The sequence below is a fragment of the Brevibacillus sp. SYP-B805 genome, from assembly GCF_011059135.1.
GTDB lineage: Bacteria > Bacillota > Bacilli > Brevibacillales > Brevibacillaceae > Brevibacillus_F.
The window spans coordinates 38,725-53,782 of the sequence record NZ_JAALGD010000023.1 but is presented as its reverse complement, the minus strand read 5'-3'; the positions used below and the strand labels follow the sequence as shown (position 1 = coordinate 53,782).

Annotated in this window: 16 protein-coding genes; 10 read left to right on the top strand and 6 right to left on the bottom strand. The window is 58.4% G+C overall.

Annotated elements, in window-relative coordinates; translation table 11 throughout:
* Positions 1 to 127: 127 nt before the first annotated feature.
* Positions 128 to 1,243, bottom strand: a complete 1,116-nt coding sequence (locus G3578_RS20180) for a stalk domain-containing protein (RefSeq protein WP_165215533.1) — start codon at positions 1,241 to 1,243, stop codon at positions 128 to 130.
* Between the two features lie 167 nt (positions 1,244 to 1,410).
* On the opposite strand from G3578_RS20180, the gene G3578_RS20175 reads away from it, so the two are divergent.
* From G3578_RS20175 to G3578_RS20160, 4 genes are all read left to right on the top strand, one after another.
* Positions 1,411 to 1,638, top strand: coding sequence for a helix-turn-helix domain-containing protein (locus G3578_RS20175; protein WP_165215531.1), 228 nt, complete (start codon positions 1,411 to 1,413; stop codon positions 1,636 to 1,638).
* Positions 1,635 to 1,931 (top strand): hypothetical protein, encoded by a 297-nt coding sequence (locus G3578_RS20170; protein WP_165215529.1) that lies wholly within the window; start codon positions 1,635 to 1,637, stop codon positions 1,929 to 1,931. Before G3578_RS20175 ends, G3578_RS20170 begins: the two co-directional genes overlap by 4 nt.
* A gap of 241 nt (positions 1,932 to 2,172) precedes the next feature.
* The gene (locus G3578_RS20165; RefSeq protein WP_165215527.1) at positions 2,173 to 2,727 is read left to right on the top strand and encodes an NADPH-dependent FMN reductase; all 555 of its coding nucleotides are present in this window, start codon (positions 2,173 to 2,175) and stop codon (positions 2,725 to 2,727) included.
* Between the two features lie 276 nt (positions 2,728 to 3,003).
* Positions 3,004 to 4,806: an acyl-CoA dehydrogenase family protein gene (locus tag G3578_RS20160; RefSeq protein WP_165215525.1), complete on the top strand. Its 1,803-nt coding sequence runs from the start codon at positions 3,004 to 3,006 to the stop codon at positions 4,804 to 4,806.
* Between the two features lie 271 nt (positions 4,807 to 5,077).
* On the opposite strand, the gene G3578_RS20155 is transcribed toward G3578_RS20160, so the two are convergent.
* A complete protein-coding gene (locus tag G3578_RS20155; protein ID WP_206529904.1) occupies positions 5,078 to 5,545 on the bottom strand; it encodes an SRPBCC family protein in 468 nt (155 codons plus the stop codon).
* A 138-nt stretch (positions 5,546 to 5,683) separates the two neighbouring features.
* Positions 5,684 to 5,833, bottom strand: coding sequence for a hypothetical protein (locus G3578_RS20150; RefSeq protein ID WP_165215521.1), 150 nt, complete (start codon positions 5,831 to 5,833; stop codon positions 5,684 to 5,686).
* Between G3578_RS20150 and G3578_RS20145 the strand changes: the two genes are divergently transcribed.
* From G3578_RS20145 to G3578_RS20120, 6 genes are all read left to right on the top strand, one after another.
* Complete coding sequence (locus tag G3578_RS20145) at positions 5,793 to 6,788, top strand: LacI family DNA-binding transcriptional regulator (protein WP_346774041.1); 996 nt, start codon at positions 5,793 to 5,795, stop codon at positions 6,786 to 6,788. The genes G3578_RS20150 and G3578_RS20145 overlap by 41 nt on opposite strands.
* A 52-nt stretch (positions 6,789 to 6,840) precedes the next feature.
* Positions 6,841 to 7,809 carry a sugar phosphate isomerase/epimerase family protein gene (locus G3578_RS20140; protein WP_165215519.1) on the top strand — a complete coding sequence of 323 codons (969 nt, stop codon included), beginning with the start codon at positions 6,841 to 6,843 and terminating at the stop codon, positions 7,807 to 7,809.
* A gap of 174 nt (positions 7,810 to 7,983) precedes the next feature.
* A complete protein-coding gene (locus G3578_RS20135; protein WP_165215517.1) occupies positions 7,984 to 9,042 on the top strand; it encodes a Gfo/Idh/MocA family protein in 1,059 nt (352 codons plus the stop codon).
* A 75-nt stretch (positions 9,043 to 9,117) separates the two neighbouring features.
* Entirely contained in the window at positions 9,118 to 10,455 is a 1,338-nt protein-coding gene (locus G3578_RS20130; RefSeq protein ID WP_165215544.1) for an ABC transporter substrate-binding protein, read from the top strand.
* A 249-nt stretch (positions 10,456 to 10,704) separates the two neighbouring features.
* Positions 10,705 to 12,015, top strand: a complete 1,311-nt coding sequence (locus G3578_RS20125; RefSeq protein ID WP_165215514.1) for a carbohydrate ABC transporter permease — start codon at positions 10,705 to 10,707, stop codon at positions 12,013 to 12,015.
* A 12-nt stretch (positions 12,016 to 12,027) separates the two neighbouring features.
* A complete protein-coding gene (locus G3578_RS20120) occupies positions 12,028 to 12,855 on the top strand; it encodes a carbohydrate ABC transporter permease (protein ID WP_165215512.1) in 828 nt (275 codons plus the stop codon).
* A gap of 185 nt (positions 12,856 to 13,040) precedes the next feature.
* Here the strand turns inward: G3578_RS20120 and G3578_RS20115 are convergent, their stop codons facing one another.
* The 3 genes from G3578_RS20115 to G3578_RS20105 are packed head-to-tail and all read right to left on the bottom strand — an operon-like array spanning position 13,041 to position 14,859.
* Positions 13,041 to 14,252: an NAD(P)/FAD-dependent oxidoreductase gene (locus G3578_RS20115; protein ID WP_165215509.1), complete on the bottom strand. Its 1,212-nt coding sequence runs from the start codon at positions 14,250 to 14,252 to the stop codon at positions 13,041 to 13,043.
* A complete protein-coding gene (locus tag G3578_RS20110) occupies positions 14,249 to 14,590 on the bottom strand; it encodes a (2Fe-2S)-binding protein (RefSeq protein WP_165215507.1) in 342 nt (113 codons plus the stop codon). Before G3578_RS20110 ends, G3578_RS20115 begins: the two co-directional genes overlap by 4 nt.
* Complete coding sequence (locus G3578_RS20105; RefSeq protein WP_165215504.1) at positions 14,587 to 14,859, bottom strand: (2Fe-2S)-binding protein; 273 nt, start codon at positions 14,857 to 14,859, stop codon at positions 14,587 to 14,589. Before G3578_RS20105 ends, G3578_RS20110 begins: the two co-directional genes overlap by 4 nt.
* Positions 14,860 to 15,058: the final 199 nt, after the last annotated feature.

The following is a 15,058-nucleotide window of genomic DNA, read 5'->3' as shown; positions in this document are numbered from 1 at the left end:
CCCCTTTAGGGGCCGGCCCGAGGCAACACGCGGTTGGCAGACTTTCAGCGCGCCTTTGAGGCGCTTGCTTGCAACATGCCCTTATAGGGCTAATGGAAGCCACCGGCTAAGCCGGTGGTTATGACTATCACTTTTGGACTTTGACGCCTTTTTGCTCCAATTGCTGACGAATCCGGTTCGCCTGCGCATCCGTCTTCCAATCGACAGCAATCTCAATCAGGCTGACTTCCTTCAGAGAGGGGAGGGAGGCAAGCGGCGCCAAGTCCTTCACTGGATTCTTGTAGATGGTAAGGCGTTCCAGTTGGGGCAAGCCTGCCAGCGGTGCCAGGTCCGTGATCTGGTTTTGCTCCAGGTCAAGATCCCGCAGCTGCGTGAGACCGGCGAGCGGTCGGATATCCTTGACCGGCGCCTGATTCACCGTCAAGCTGGTCAATTCGGCCAGCTTTCCAACGGGGGTAAGGTCCTCCACCGGCACACCGGACAGGCGGAGGGTATGCAAATGCGGCATGCCTTCCACAAAACGGATCTCTTTGGTCTGGACATAATCCAGGCTCAACTCTTCCAGCGAGGAAAGGGAGCCCAGGACGTCCAGATGAGCCGCCTGCGCCGCATTAAGGAACAGGTGTTTGAGATTGGTCGCATGCTCCAGGCCGGTCAGGTCTTTGACGCCCATAAGCATGAGCGAATCCAGGGATGTCAGATCCTCCTTGGTAAGAGGCCCTGTCGGTTTGTTGAGCCGCTCACGGATGGCCTGCTCCAGCACGCTGTCCTTCAGAAACGATGCGGGCTGGGCGGTCGTGATCAGGACAAGCCGCTGGTTGGGAACCCATTCCACTTTGGCGCGGAAACTTTCGCTGACAAAGCGGAGCGGCACCAGCGTCCGTCCATTCCGGATTTCGGCAGGGACATCCAGGCCGACGGGATACTCCTTTGCTTCTCCCATGGAAGACGAGCGGACATAGGCCGTCGTCGAACCGATCTGCATGACGATATTGCCCACCGCTTCCTTGGTCGCCGTTACCGTTCTTGTTTTCGGATCCCACGCTACCTGGGCCCCCAGGCTTTCAAAGATTTTGCGGAACGGCACAAGCACACGCCCGTTTTTGATCACGGGCGGGACGTCAAACGTCTGCACGGCGCCGTTGATTTTTACCGTCACGTCAGGCTCTCTGGCCGAGACGGCGGGATGATTGCCTGTCACGAGCACGCTTGCCGCCAGCAGCAGGCCGATCAATCGTTTCATGTTTCTCCTCCTCGATCCTTTTTCATGAAGCGTCCTGCAATTGGACGGCATCAGCGGCGGAAATGTTTCATGGGAGTGGATATGTAATATTTATTTTACAAAATGTAAAAAATAGTTTACAAAAGACAATAACTGGAATATGATGGAACATAGGGGGTGATGGATGGGTGAAGCGCAACGGTTGTCTAAAAAACGAGCTGCCGGCCTTGCGTGCATCGCGGCGGTGGACGCAGCAGGAACTGGCGGATCGGCTGGGGGTTAGCCGACAGACGATCATCTCGATCGAGGCGAATCGGTACAATCCCTCGTTGATCCTTGCCTTCGAAATCGCGCGGCTGTTTGAAGTGGATATCAACCAGGTGTTCCAATACGAAATAAGGGAGGAACTGTCATGAAAGATGCTGTGATGATCGTTTTGTCGGTCCTGTTCGGCGCTAGTATTCTTTATGTGATGTGGTTCCAGGTGAGGGAGGGAAGGGACGAACGGGGACAATTTATCCTCAGGAGGACCTATGGCATTGCGTATGGCGTGATCGTGCTGGGCGTCATCGCGCTCATCACCTTGTGCAACTGGGCGACTCCGGAGATTTACCCCGGTTACACGCTCAGGGATGCGCTGTATCTGGTGCTTTGTCTTTCGGGCATTGCCGCCGGTGTCTCCCTGATCGCCGTCAAAGCAAAATACTGAACGTGCAGCATCCCGGCTGAAGCGGTGGCGGCATGGCGGGTGGGATTCTCCGTGGGACTCGCCGATAGTAGCCGAGTGTAGCAAAAGATAGTAAAATGGGAAAGAAAGATTCGGCGGCAGGTGGGGCCCATGACCCGGGATCGGCGCGCAGCCGATTCCATCTTTCAGCCGAGGCTGTAGCCCGGGAACGGGGAAATGGAAGCTGAATCCAGGAGACTTGGAATGAAATGGAGGAATCGTCATGAAAATCATGGTGATCAACGGCGGAGCACGAGCCATGTCCCGCACGCGCGAGTTGACGAAAGCATTTGAACAGGCGCTGACGAAAAAAGGGGTGGAGATCCTGCCGTTCGATGTGGGCAAAGATATGCTTCCAGTCTATACCGGCAGCGAAGCGGAAATGGAAACGGCAACGGTGAAAAAGCTGATCACCTTCGCGGAGCAGGCGGATGCCTTCATTATCTGCACCCCCGAGTACCACGGCAGCATGAGCGGAGCCCTGAAGAATGCGCTCGATTTCCTGGGAGGCAAGCAGTTCAAGGGAAAACCGGCCATCATCGGTGCCGCTGCCGGCGGTGGAAAAGGCGGGATCAATGCGCTGAACAGCCTGCGGCAGGTGCTGCGCGGCCTCTACACGCTGGCGCTGCCTGACCAGATCGTGGTGGACCCGGAGCATTTTGACGAGAACCTCCGGCTGGTCAACCAGGATGCGCTGGAGCGGATCGAGGCGATGACGGACGAATTGCTGCGGATCACCCGTTGTGTGGGCAGGCGGGAGGAAGCGGCGGCGAAATAACATTTTGTAACGGAATTTGAACACCTCCGTTGATTATGCAGCGGAGGTGTTTTACATTGTAGAGAGAAGGCAGTTCCAGCATAAGGAAATGGAAGGGCCATGAACTTTGCATGGTTGTGCCGTTCGGAAAATTCGTGCAAATCCGGCGGCACCGGCCGTCATGCCCTCCTTTACAGCGGATGACAAGCTGCCCAGGCTTGCGGAGATCCTGCCGCGGATCGCCAGCGGCAAAGTCGTGAAACATGGGCTGAGAGAAAAGAAAGGAAGGGAAGAAGGATGACAAACGTACAGGCGCTGGTTAACGAAAGGGCGTACGCCGACAATATTCCCCCGGAACGCGACCGGCAGACAGACAATTTCTTTACGGCTGATCCCAACATCCAGTATCTGCTGCGCCGCTATCTGCCGCCTCATTTTCAAGCGTGGGCGGCCCGCGAGCTCGGCAGGATGGGGGCGCTTGCGGCAGGCCCGATGGATGAAAGGGCGGCATTTACGGATCGGGAAGGTAAGCCCCGCCTGCGCAAATACAACAGGCTGGGGGAAGACATCTCGGAGATTATCACCAATGACGGTTACAAGCAGACGGCCGCCGAGGTGTATGGCGCGGGGATCGTGCACTATCTCTACCATCCGGTGCCGGAAGTGGGCGAAAAAGCCCCGTACCTCTATTCCTACCTGATGGGCTATCTCGTTTCCCAGACGGAGCCCGGCTTCTATTGTCCGGTCACCCTGACGATGTCGGCCGCGTATCTGGTGGACCGCTTCGGCAGTCAGGAACTGAAGGAGCGGTATGGCAAAGGGCTGACCTCCAAAGAATACGATTCGCTGTACGAGGGAGCCACCTGGCTGACGGAGCGGCAGGGAGGTTCCGATGTGGGGGCCAACGCGACGGTTGCGGTTCCGGTGGAGGGGCGGCCCGGGGTGTATCAGCTCACCGGGGAAAAATTTTTTGCCAGCAATGCGGGAGCGATGGTGGCCACCGTCCTGGCGCGGGTTAATCCGGAGCGGCCGGGGACAAAAGGGCTGGGCCTGTTTCTCGTTCCCTGGATCAAACCGAACGGGGAGAAAAACAGCATCTCCGTCCGCCGCCTGAAAGAGAAGCTGGGCGTCAATGCCGTTCCCTCCGCGGAAGTGCTGCTGGAAGGGGCGGAAGGGTATCTGATCGGGGAGGCGGAGAACGGCTTTCGGTATATGGCGGAAGCGCTCAATATCTCCCGGATCTGCAATGCGGTCGCTTCCGTCGGCATCATGCGGCGGGCTTTCCATGAAGCCAGGTATTACGCCGCCTACCGGCAGGCGTTTGGCGCGCCGATCACCGATTTTCCCATGGTGCGGGATATGCTCGTCTCCCTGCTGCTGAATGCGGAGGCCAGCACCGGCGCGGTGTTTGACATGATCCATTATTATGACAAGGTGCAGACCTACGGCAGCGCGACGGAGGAGGAACGCCGGCTGGCCCGCGTTCTCATTCCGCTGCTGAAGTACCGGACGGGAGAAGAAGCGATCAGTTCCGCCCATACCGCCATCGAAGTCCATGGGGGCAACGGATACATCGAGGAGTATGTGACCCCCCGCCTGCTGCGCGACGCCCAGGTTCTGACCGTGTGGGAAGGGACGGCCAACATTCTGGGGCTCGACCTGCTCCGGGTGATGAGAAAAGAGGAGGGGCATGTGGCGTTCGACCGGCTGATCCGGGAGAGGGTCCGGCAGTGGAAGCAGCCGCTGTCGCAGCCGTTTGCCAGGCGATTGCTGGAGGAGGCGGACCAGCTGCGGGAGAATGTGGCCTGGCTCATGCAGCAGCCGGAAGCATACATCACCTACAAATGCAAAACGATCGCCGACCAGATGGTTGATTTGTATACGCTTTCCTGCCTGGTGGACGAGGCGGAGGATCAGCTGGCGCAGGAGGGGAATGCGCGAAAATACCTGCTGGCACAGCTGTATTGGCACAAGCATTTCGCGGTCAAACCGGATCGTGGACTCCGGGGCGATCACATGCTGGACGTACGTTTTTTTCAGGAACTGGTTGACTACGGGTTTGTCCCGGAAGAACGGGCGAAGCCTTTCCTGCCGGCGTGAACAAGCATGGCGAAGCGCCCCGTTACTGGATAACGGGGCGTCAGTGTGCCGACAAAGTCGGTCGATCATGGGTAATGGTTCCTGCTCGCTCTCTTGACGACCCGCGAGGAAGTGGGCCGTGTCCGCTCCGAAACGCGACGCGGGCAGGGGGCTCAACATCTGGGCGTCTCGGCGAAGTGAGACTCACGCCCCCTGGGACCCCGCGTCTTTGTTTCTCCGCTGAGTCGGTCGTCAAAGGAGCTCGCCTGGCCCCATTCCTCCATGCCCCAAATCAAGTACCTGCCATCATCTGCTTGTCCAGCTGCTCCAGTACAAACGGCCATGCCTGTTCGTGCCGATCCCTCGACTCCTCATCCGGAAAACCGGCATGCGTAAGACGCAAAAGCGTGCCGCTGCCGCGGGGCTCAAGCTCAATCGTGACAACCGTCTCCGCTCCCTTTGTTCCCGCTGTCCCTGTCACCCACGTCAATTCGACGAGACGATCCTGTTCCAGCCTCAGAAATCGCCCGTAATGGGGATGACGCTGTACCTCCTGCGTCTCGGATGTGAAGATGGTCTCAAAGAAGAAGACGGTGTTGACTTCTCCTGCCATGATCACCGTTCCCGGCGCCGCAAACCAACGGTCGAACTGCTTCGTCCACGCCCGGAACAGGATGTCGGGCGATGATTCCATCAAACGTTCCACCGTCAGATGAAAGGGTCTTGCTGATAGATCGGGTATGGAAACAGGCATTGACATCGTTTTCTCCATCCTTTCGGTCAATTGGAGCCTATGAGTGATCCTTCCCTCATTTTAACCATAAAAGGCGGTAGGCAGAAGAGGGGGCTGAAGGCATCTGCCCAATTGGCAAACAGGAGCCGTCTCCAAAAAAAGAATTCACAAAATATTGACAAAGCAAATGCCCGGTGTTATTTTTTGGATAGGAAAACGTTTTCCTGTTTTCCTGATTGCTGCGGAAAGAGAGTGAAGAACCATTTCTGTCACCATTAAAGACATCGCCCAACTGGCCAATGTATCGATCGCCACCGTCTCCCGCGTCCTGAACAACTCGAAGCCGGTCAGCCCGGAACTGCGGGAAAAGGTGATGCGAATCGTGGAAGAGACCGGCTTTCAGCCCAATGCGGTGGCCAGAAGCCTGGTCAGCAAGGAGACGCGGCTCATCGGGGTGATGATCCCGGATATCGCCAACAATTTTTTTTCCCAACTGTTGTATGGCATCGACAGCGTCATCAGTGAGTACGACTACAGCCTGTTTCTGGCGATTACCGACGAAGAGGTGGAAAAGGAGCTGAAGTACCTGCGGCTCTTCAAGGAGAAGCAGGTGGATGGCATTATCGTGGGCAGCGTCCATTTCCTGGACGAACACGGCCATTATCTGAAGGAGAATCAGGTTCCCCTGGTCGTCACGGGCCATGATTTGCCCGGCTACGACATACCCACCGTGAACGTCAACAACGTGCAGGCCGCATTCGATGCCACCTCCTATCTGATTTCGCAGGGGCATCGGCGCATCGCCTGCATCCCGGGGCCGCTGTGGGATCCGCCGTGCGGGCTGGACCGTTTGGGCGGCTACCGGAAGGCCATGCGGGCGCACGGTCTCTCCATCCCGGACGGCTACGTGGCGGAGGGGGATTTCACCGCCAAGAGCGGGTACGAAGCGATGGCCCGCATCATGCAGGCGGCGGAGAGGCCAACTGCCGTCTTTGTCGCGACAGACCTGATGGCGGTCGGTGCGATGAACTACCTGCACGATCAAGGGATCCGCGTCCCGGAGGACATCTCTGTCATGGGGTTTGACAATCTGGAGATCGCCTCGCTTACCCGGCCCATGCTGACCACGGTCCACAACGATCCGTACATGTACGGACAGGCAGCCGGACAGAATTTGCTCAAACAGCTGCGCAGCGAGCCGGTGGAGAGAATCAGCACGGTGCCCCACAGCCTGGTGATCCGCCAAAGTGTAAGCGCTTTACCAACATAGCGCGATATTTGTGAAAAAGGTTGTGCAATTGAGGAAAAAGGGGTGGAGCGGCATGAAGCTTGGTGTGTTTACCGTTTTGTTTGGAGAAAAGTCATTCGAAGAAATGCTGGATTATGTCAAAGCGGCCGGATTGGAGGCGGTGGAGATCGGCACGGGCGGCTATCCCGGCAGTGCCCACTGCAATCCGGATGAGCTGCTGGAGAATCCCGACAAGCTGCGCGCCTACAAGAAAGCGGTGGAGGACCGCGGACTGATCATCAGCGCGCTCAGCTGCCACGGCAATCCGCTGACGCCGGACAAGGACTTTGCGAAGGCTTCGCATGAGACCTTCGTCAAGACGGTGCAGCTGGCGGAAAGGCTGGAAGTGCCCGTGGTCAACTGCTTCTCGGGTACGGCGGGCGACCATGAAGGGGCCAAATACCCGAACTGGCCGGTAGCGCCGTGGCCCAACGAATATCGCGACGTCCTCAAGTGGCAGTGGGAGGAGAAGCTGATCCCCTACTGGCGGGAATGGGGTGCCTATGCCGCTTCCCACCGCGTGAAGGTTGCCCTTGAGATGCACGGCGGCTTTCTCGTCCATACGCCCGGAACGCTCCTGCGGCTCCGCGAGCAGGTGGGCGAGGTAATCGGCGCCAACTTCGACCCCAGCCACATGTGGTGGCAGGGCATCGATCCGGTAGCCGCGGTCAAGATTCTCGGCAGGGAAAAGGCGATCCACCATTTCCATGCCAAGGATACGTACATCGATCAGGAAAAAGTAAATCTGCATGGGCTGACGGACATGACCTCCTATGCCGATCTGACGGAGCGGGCCTGGTACTTCCGCACCGTCGGCTACGGGCACGACCAGCAGACATGGGCCAACATGATCAGCGCCCTGCGCCTGTACGGCTACGATTACGTGATCAGCATCGAGCATGAGGATGCCCTGATGTCGATCGAAGAAGGCTTTCAGCGGGCCGTTGCCAATCTGCAGCAGGTCATGTTGAGGGAGCCGGTAAAAAATCTCTGGTGGGTATAGACCCGCCGGGCACCCGGAGTTGACGTGGAACGGCTCCGCCATCGCCCATGGCCCGGCGCTCGCCGGGTGGAGCGTTCGCTATCGGCAGTGGGCAGAGCGTTCGCTTCAGTCGGCGGGGCTTTTGAACCGGGGAAGGATTTCGACGCAGAAGCGCCTAGAAACAGGAGGGGAAACATGACAGGACAGCGCAAGTGGAAAATCGGCATCATCGGAGCAGGAGGCATCTCGGAGGCCCATCTGGAGGCGATCAGGGACGAACCGCGAGCGGAGGTGGTCGCCATTGCGGATGTGTCGGAGGAGACGGCCGCAATGCGGGCCGCCCGCCACAACATCCCCCGCGTCTTTGCCGACTATCGGAAGATGCTGGAAGAGACGGAGACGGACGCCGTGGTAATCTGCGTCCCCAACTATCTGCATGCCGCAGCGGCGAAGGCGGCCCTGGCGGCGGGCAAACACGTCCTCTGCGAAAAGCCGATGGCGATGAACAGCCAGGAGGCGGAAGAGATGATCGCCGCGGCCAAAAACGCGGGCACCATCCTGATGGTGGGGCAAAACAACCGCTTTCGCAGCGAAGCCCGTTACGTCAAGCGGCTGCTGGATGAAGGGAAGCTGGGGCATGTCTACCATGCCAAGGCGGGCTGGGTGCGCCGCAGCGGGATTCCCGGCTGGGGAAGCTGGTTTACCCGCAAGGAGATGGCGGGTGGCGGTCCGCTGATCGATATCGGCGTGCATATGCTGGATTTAACCTTATGGCTGGTGGGACACCCGAAGCCGGTTACCGTACTCGGTCAAACGTACGCCCAGTTCGGCCCGCGCAAACGGGGCCTGTCGGAATGGGGAAGGATCGATGACGGCGGCTACTACGACGTGGAAGATCTGGCGGTGGCGATGATCACTTTTGAAAACGGATTCACGCTGAATCTGGATGCCAGCTGGGCTTCCCATATCGAAAAGGAAAACGTTTTCCTGCATCTCTACGGCAGCGAAGGAGGAACCTCGCTCCACCTGCTGGATGAGCGCCTCAGCCTGTATCACGAGTGGAACGGGGCGCCTGCCACGACAGACATACAGCCCAAGAAAGAGAAGGAAAGGGTCCTGCTGTTCCGCAATTTTATCGATTCGATCGAAGGGACCGACACGCCGGTCTGCACGCCGGAACAGGCGCTGTACATCAACAGGCTGATCGACGCCATCTATCTGTCCGCCCAAACGGGTGAAGCCGTCAAACTGTGAAGATAGGCCCTGTCAACCAGGGTCATATCGATAAAACATGCAGAAAAATGTTAGGGGGTACATTGCGTGAATGTCATGAATGTTGTGAGAAAACTTTCGTCTGTCGGACTTACCTTGTCCGTCGCTTTCTCGCTGGCTGCATGTTCGTCAACGCCGCAGCAGTCGTCCTCGCCCGCACCGCAGCAGCCGACGCCCGCAGAAGCACCCAAGGCAAGCGACTCCACCCAACCCTCCGGGGAAAAGGTGAAGATCGTCTACGCACGGGGGCAAGATGCCACGGGTTCCACGCTGAAGGTGATTGAGGCGTTCGAGAAAGCCCATCCGAACATCGATGTGGAATTCCGGGAGATGCCGACAGACACCGGCCAAAGCCATGACCAGTATGTCACCATGTTCAGCGCGCAGTCTTCCGAGATCGATGTGTTTGACCTCGATGTGATTTGGCCGGCGGAATTCGCCCAGGCTGGTTATCTGCTGCCGCTCGACCGTCTGATCGAACAGGATGGCATTGAAACCGACAAATACATCAAGGGAGCGATGGAAGCCGGCAACTTCGGCGGCCAGCAGTGGACGCTGCCGAAGTTTGTGGATGCCGGGCTGCTCTTCTACCGCAAGGATCTGGTGAAAGAACCGCCGAAAACATGGGATGAACTGATCGCCCAGGCGAAAGAACTGAAAGGCAAGGGCGGCACCAAGTTCGGCTACCTCATGCAGGCCAAGCAATATGAAGGGCTGGTCTGCAACTTCATCGAGTTCAGCGCAGCCTACGGGGGCAAGATTCTCGATGAACAGGGCAATGTGGCCGTCAACAATCCCGGCACCATCAAAGGCCTGAAGAAGATGATGGAGATCGTGAAGTCCGATTTCGTGCCGAAAAACATCACCACCTTTACCGAAGTGGAGTCCCACACCGCTTTCCTGGAAGGTCAATCGGCGTTTATCCGCAACTGGCCTTATCAATATGCGCTTGCGCAGGATCCGGCGCAGTCCAAAATTGTCGACAAAATCGGGTTGGCACCGCTTCCGGCGGGGGATACGCGCTCCGCTGCGGCACTGGGCGGCTGGATGGGCGGCATCAACAAGTACAGCAAACATCCCAAGGAGGCATGGGAACTGCTGAAATTCATGGCCGGTCCGGAGGGGCAAAAGATCTCCGCCATCTATGGCAGCCTTACGCCCACGTACCTGCCGGTCTTTGACGATCCCGAGGTGCAAAAGGCCAATCCGCTGTTCAGCAACAAGGACTTTGTCAACGGGGTAAGCGCGGCGGTTTCCCGTCCGACCACGCCCATCTATCCGAAAATCTCGGAAGTTATCCAAATCGAAGTGTCGAAAGCGCTTGCAGGCCAGCAAACGGCTGAACAAGCGGTGCAAAACATGGAAACGAAAATGAAAGAATTGATGAAGAAGTAAGAAGCAGGAAGGCTGCCGGAGAAAAGCTCCCAGGGATGCTTGTCAGGCATCCTTGGGAGGCGGCAGTCCTTTCTTTGAAGAATATAGGAAAATTAAAGATCTTTAAAGCACGAAAGCGAAGTAAGAAAGGTTGGGGGCCCCGCCGACACCAGCAAGGGCCCCCACTCGTCGATCGCGATCGACGAGTGGGTAGAGCGTTCGCTTCAGTCGGCGGGGTTTTCTTACATCGGGAGGGTAGCGGATGTACGGATGAACAGAGAAAGCAGAATAACATTGTCGGAAAAGCAGATGGGCTATCTGCTGATCTTCCCCGCGTTGCTGCTCATACTTGTGATCGCGATCTGGCCGGTCATACGTTCATTCTGGATCAGTCTGCACGACATACGGTTAAACGACCCGACGAAGACGGAGATCCACAATGCCTATGGCCTGGATATGGAGCGGTATGTGAATACCCTGCCGAATTTGCTCCGTTACCTGAAGAAGGAAGCGGAAACGGCGCAGGGGCCTGCCAAGGATCAGCTCCTGGCGCTGCGACAGCAGGTGGAGCAAATGAATGCCTCGCTCAATCAGATCGGCGAGTTTGCGCATCGGTACGAACAGATCGATCAACTGCTGCTGCAGTTTCAACCCGTCCCAGCGGAATGGAAGTATATGGAATTAACCGATGAACAGACCGAGACTGTCCGGAAAACCCTGGAGAATGTCGAGGCGCAGTTAAGGGAAATGATCAATGGGAAGATGCTCCAGAAGCCGGAAGGGGCGATGGGCGTCATCCAGGGCGTATCCTCGTCCATCATTGAACCCAACTATGTCGGCTTTACCTATTACAAGCAATTCCTGACGGAAGGCAGAATGTGGGCGGCTCTTTGGAATACGCTGTTCTTTACCGTGGTATCGGTGGCGGTGGAGCTGGTCCTGGGCTTATGGATCGCCATGCTGATCAACAAACAATTCAGGGGGCGCGGACTGATCCGGGCTGCCGTACTGGTTCCCTGGGCGATTCCGACGGTCATTTCCGCGCTGATGTGGAAGTTTCTGTACGATGGCCAGAATGGGATCGTGGCCTATTTGTTTGAAAAGACCGGCCTGATTGCCGATATGGGAACGCTGCTGACGACGAAAGCGGGCGCCATGTTTTCCGTCATCTTTGCGGATGTGTGGAAGACGACGCCGTTTATGGCCCTGCTGTTGTTTGCCGGACTGCAGACCATCCCGCACAGCTTGTACGAAGCGGCGGAGGTGGACGGGGCGTCCAAGGTGCAGCAGTTTTTCCGCATTACGCTTCCCATGCTGAAATCGACGATTCTGGTTGCCCTGCTGTTCCGCACGCTGGATGCGTTTCGGGTGTTTGACCTGATCTACGCCCTGACAGGGGGAGGACCCGCCAACTCCACCGAGACGATTTCCATCTACGCCTACAAAACCATGTTTGCCCAAATGAGCTTTGGGGAAGGGTCCGCGCTCGCCGTCATCGTCTTTGTGTGTGTGGCGTTGATCTCCATCGGCTACATCAAAATCCTGGGTGCTGACCTGATCAGCGACTCCAGCGGCAAATAGGGAGGGAGAAGCATGCAGAAAAAAGCCGGCCCCTTGTTTTATCTGTTTCTCATCCTGTTTGTCTTCGCCATCATGTTTCCGTTCCTCTGGATTCTTATTGCCGCCCTGAAGCCGCCCGCTGAACTGTTCGGGGAACGGGCATTCAGCGCAATCATCCAGCATCCGACATGGGAGAACTTTCGCCTGGTCTTTACGGAGCGCCCGTTTGGCCGATATCTGCTCAATTCCACCATCGTGGCTTCCCTGACCACGCTGTATGCCATCACGATCGCGTCATTCGCCGCCTATGCGATCGCCTGGCTGAAATTCCGGGGAAAAACCATCGTGCTGGGGATTGTGCTGGCGGTCTCCATGTTTCCGCAGATCGCCACCATCTCGCCGATCTTTATGTTTATGCAGTCGACGGGCTTGACCAACAGCTATCTGGGGCTGATCATTCCGTACACGACCATTGCCCTGCCGCTTGCGATCTGGAACTTGACGGTCTTTTTCCGCAAGATCCCCGTCGATCTGGGGGAAGCGGCCAAAGTGGACGGTGCCACCGTCTGGCAGACGATGGTCAAGGTGTTCTTCCCGCTGGCCATGCCCGGCGTGTTTACCACCGCCATCCTGGTGTTTATCGCCGCCTGGAACGAATTCCTCTTCGCTCTGACCATCAACACGAAGGAGATGATGAAGACGGTTCCGGTGGGAATTGTAATGTTTCAGGGACAGTTCACGATCCCGTGGGGGGAAATTTCCGCCGCTTCCATCATCGTCACTGTCCCGCTGATCATCATGGTGCTGATATTCCAGAAACGGATCGTTTCCGGCCTTACCTCCGGCGCGGTGAAGGAGTAAGCCATCCCTGCCGTCTGCAAGCGGCGGGGATTGCTGTTCGACCTCATGGGCCCGAAGCAGAAAATGATTCTGCAAAAAGAACGGTTGCTGGAGCAGTTGAAACGGTTCCGATTGCTGTAATGGAACCATCGCGGCTCCCAAACGAAAAGGGTGCGAAAGGGAAGATGATCCCTTCCGCACCCTTGCTATTTGCCCGAAATGCCCTGCTCCTGAAACATCCGCTCCACGTCGGCCCGTCCCCTGCCGATCTCCGGATGAAACTGGATCGTCGCGCTGCGGCGGACCCGCTTCACATGGGCGATCGCATCCGCCAATGCAGTCCGGTCTCGCAGCCGCCCGAGGTGCTCCGCGATGGCAAGTCCGGCGACGGCTCCCTGCGCCATGGCAACCTTGGCGCTCTCGATGCCGGTGATGTTGCCCGCGACGTACAGGCCGGCAAGCGGCGTTTCCATCCGTTCATTGTGCAGCGGCACGTGTCCGCCCAGCTCGGGCAGATACGCAAACGGACAGCCGGCCACCGCCGCAAGCTCTGCGAGCGGATGCAGTCCGCCCGCGATGCAGACGAAGTCGGCAGGGATGTCATGCTCCGTGCCGGGGAGCGGTTCACCGTCGGGAGAGACCCGGGCCAGCCGGACGCCTTCCACCTTGGAGGTCCCCAAAATCTCCACGGCGGCCGTGCGCAGATGGATCGGCATCCGCCACATCTTCACGCCGCCAGCTGGATAGCAGCGAACGGCCAGGCGCAGCAGCGGATCGCTTTTTACCAGCCTGCTGCCATAACGGATGAAGGCGGACGGGGCCAAATGGGCGACGCGCAGCAGGGATTGCATCACATGATACGGGCTGGCGGCCTCCTGTGTGACGGGATTGCGCGGCGGGAGCACCATCCGGTCGACATGGATCCCGGCGAGCTGCAGCTCGCGGGCGATTGCCACCGCCAAAATATTGACACCGATGATCACCCCGCGCTCTCCCACCCGGACCCGGTGGACGTTGGTCATCACCTGCGCCGCGCCGATCGACATCACGCCGGGAATCGTCCAGCCGGGGAGGGGCAGGGCCGTTTCCGCCGCGCCGGTGGCCAAGAGGAGCACCGGCGCCTCCAGGATCCCCTCGGTCGTCGAGACGACCCATCCTTCTTCCCCCCGCGCGGCATCGTAGACGGATACTCCGCACGCCACGCTGGCTCCGAGCCCCACGGCCTGCTCGTACAGGCGGCGGGCTTCCTCGATCCCGTTCCACCAGGTGCCGTCCGGTTCTTCATGCAGCTGGCCGAGCAGGCGTCCGCCCGGTTTCATGAATTCATCCACCACCCGCACGGAGAGCCCGTGCCTCGCACAGGTGGCGGCAGCGCTGAGTCCGGCAGGCCCGGCCCCTACGATCAACACGTCCGTCATGCCGGATGCCCCCCTTTTTTCAAGGGCGTCGGCAGGATTTCTCCCGCCGTGATCTCCATCCCTTCTTCGACGAGGGTCAGGCAGGCCCGGATCCCCGTCCTTCCATTCACGGTGACGCGGCATTCAAAGCAGTGGCCGATGTTGCAGTAAATGCCGCGGGGCGTGCCTTTCTCTTCGTGGAGACGCAGCGTGCGGATGCCCGCTGCCAGCAAGGCTGCGGCGATGGTCTCCCCCTGGTAGGCCTGCATGGGGACGCCGTTGAAACGGAACGTGACGACGCTTCGCTCGGGCAGCGGTCCCAGGATGGGATGCTCCTCGATCCGTCCGGTTGCGCTCATCCAATCACCCCTCCAAGCTGGCCGAAGGCAACGGGGCGAACAGGAGGCTGATAGCCGAGCGGGATCCCGTGGGAAGGCGCTTCGCCGGTCGCCTGGCGCGCCACCATGTCGATGAAGCGGCGGCAGGTTCGTCCCCCGCAGCAGCCCATCCCGGCTCTTGTCCGCAGTTTCAACTCCCGCGCCGAACAGCGGTAGGTTTCCGCCGCGGCGATCAATTCCTTCAATGTTACTTCTTCACAGCGGCAAATCACGATGTTTCCTTGATCCATGTGCAGATTCCTCCCTTTCTCCGCTGCCCACCCGTTTTTGCAAGTATCGTGCCGACAGCAGGATGTATCGACGCGCCCTGCCTCGCATGGCCGAAAAGGGGGCAACTGACCAATTCTTTATACACGCCAGCGTTTGGTGTACAGGCTTTTATACAGAAAAAGGGGCTGCTGCTTCGTCCAGGGTATTGGCACGGGTGTT

Bases quoted from the DNA above. Each gene is read 5' to 3' on its own strand.
- G3578_RS20180 (WP_165215533.1), bottom strand. From the start codon at position 1,243: ATGAAACGATTGATCGGCCTGCTGCTGGCGGCAAGCGTGCTCGTGACA.
- G3578_RS20170 (WP_165215529.1), top strand. From the start codon at position 1,635: ATGAAAGATGCTGTGATGATCGTTTTGTCGGTCCTGTTCGGCGCTAGT.
- G3578_RS20165 (WP_165215527.1), top strand. From the start codon at position 2,173: ATGAAAATCATGGTGATCAACGGCGGAGCACGAGCCATGTCCCGCACG.
- G3578_RS20160 (WP_165215525.1), top strand. From the start codon at position 3,004: ATGACAAACGTACAGGCGCTGGTTAACGAAAGGGCGTACGCCGACAAT.
- G3578_RS20155 (WP_206529904.1), bottom strand. From the start codon at position 5,545: ATGTCAATGCCTGTTTCCATACCCGATCTATCAGCAAGACCCTTTCAT.
- G3578_RS20140 (WP_165215519.1), top strand. From the start codon at position 6,841: ATGAAGCTTGGTGTGTTTACCGTTTTGTTTGGAGAAAAGTCATTCGAA.
- G3578_RS20135 (WP_165215517.1), top strand. From the start codon at position 7,984: ATGACAGGACAGCGCAAGTGGAAAATCGGCATCATCGGAGCAGGAGGC.
- G3578_RS20130 (WP_165215544.1), top strand. From the start codon at position 9,118: ATGAATGTTGTGAGAAAACTTTCGTCTGTCGGACTTACCTTGTCCGTC.
- G3578_RS20125 (WP_165215514.1), top strand. From the start codon at position 10,705: ATGAACAGAGAAAGCAGAATAACATTGTCGGAAAAGCAGATGGGCTAT.
- G3578_RS20120 (WP_165215512.1), top strand. From the start codon at position 12,028: ATGCAGAAAAAAGCCGGCCCCTTGTTTTATCTGTTTCTCATCCTGTTT.
- G3578_RS20115 (WP_165215509.1), bottom strand. From the start codon at position 14,252: ATGACGGACGTGTTGATCGTAGGGGCCGGGCCTGCCGGACTCAGCGCT.
- G3578_RS20110 (WP_165215507.1), bottom strand. From the start codon at position 14,590: ATGAGCGCAACCGGACGGATCGAGGAGCATCCCATCCTGGGACCGCTG.
- G3578_RS20105 (WP_165215504.1), bottom strand. From the start codon at position 14,859: ATGGATCAAGGAAACATCGTGATTTGCCGCTGTGAAGAAGTAACATTG.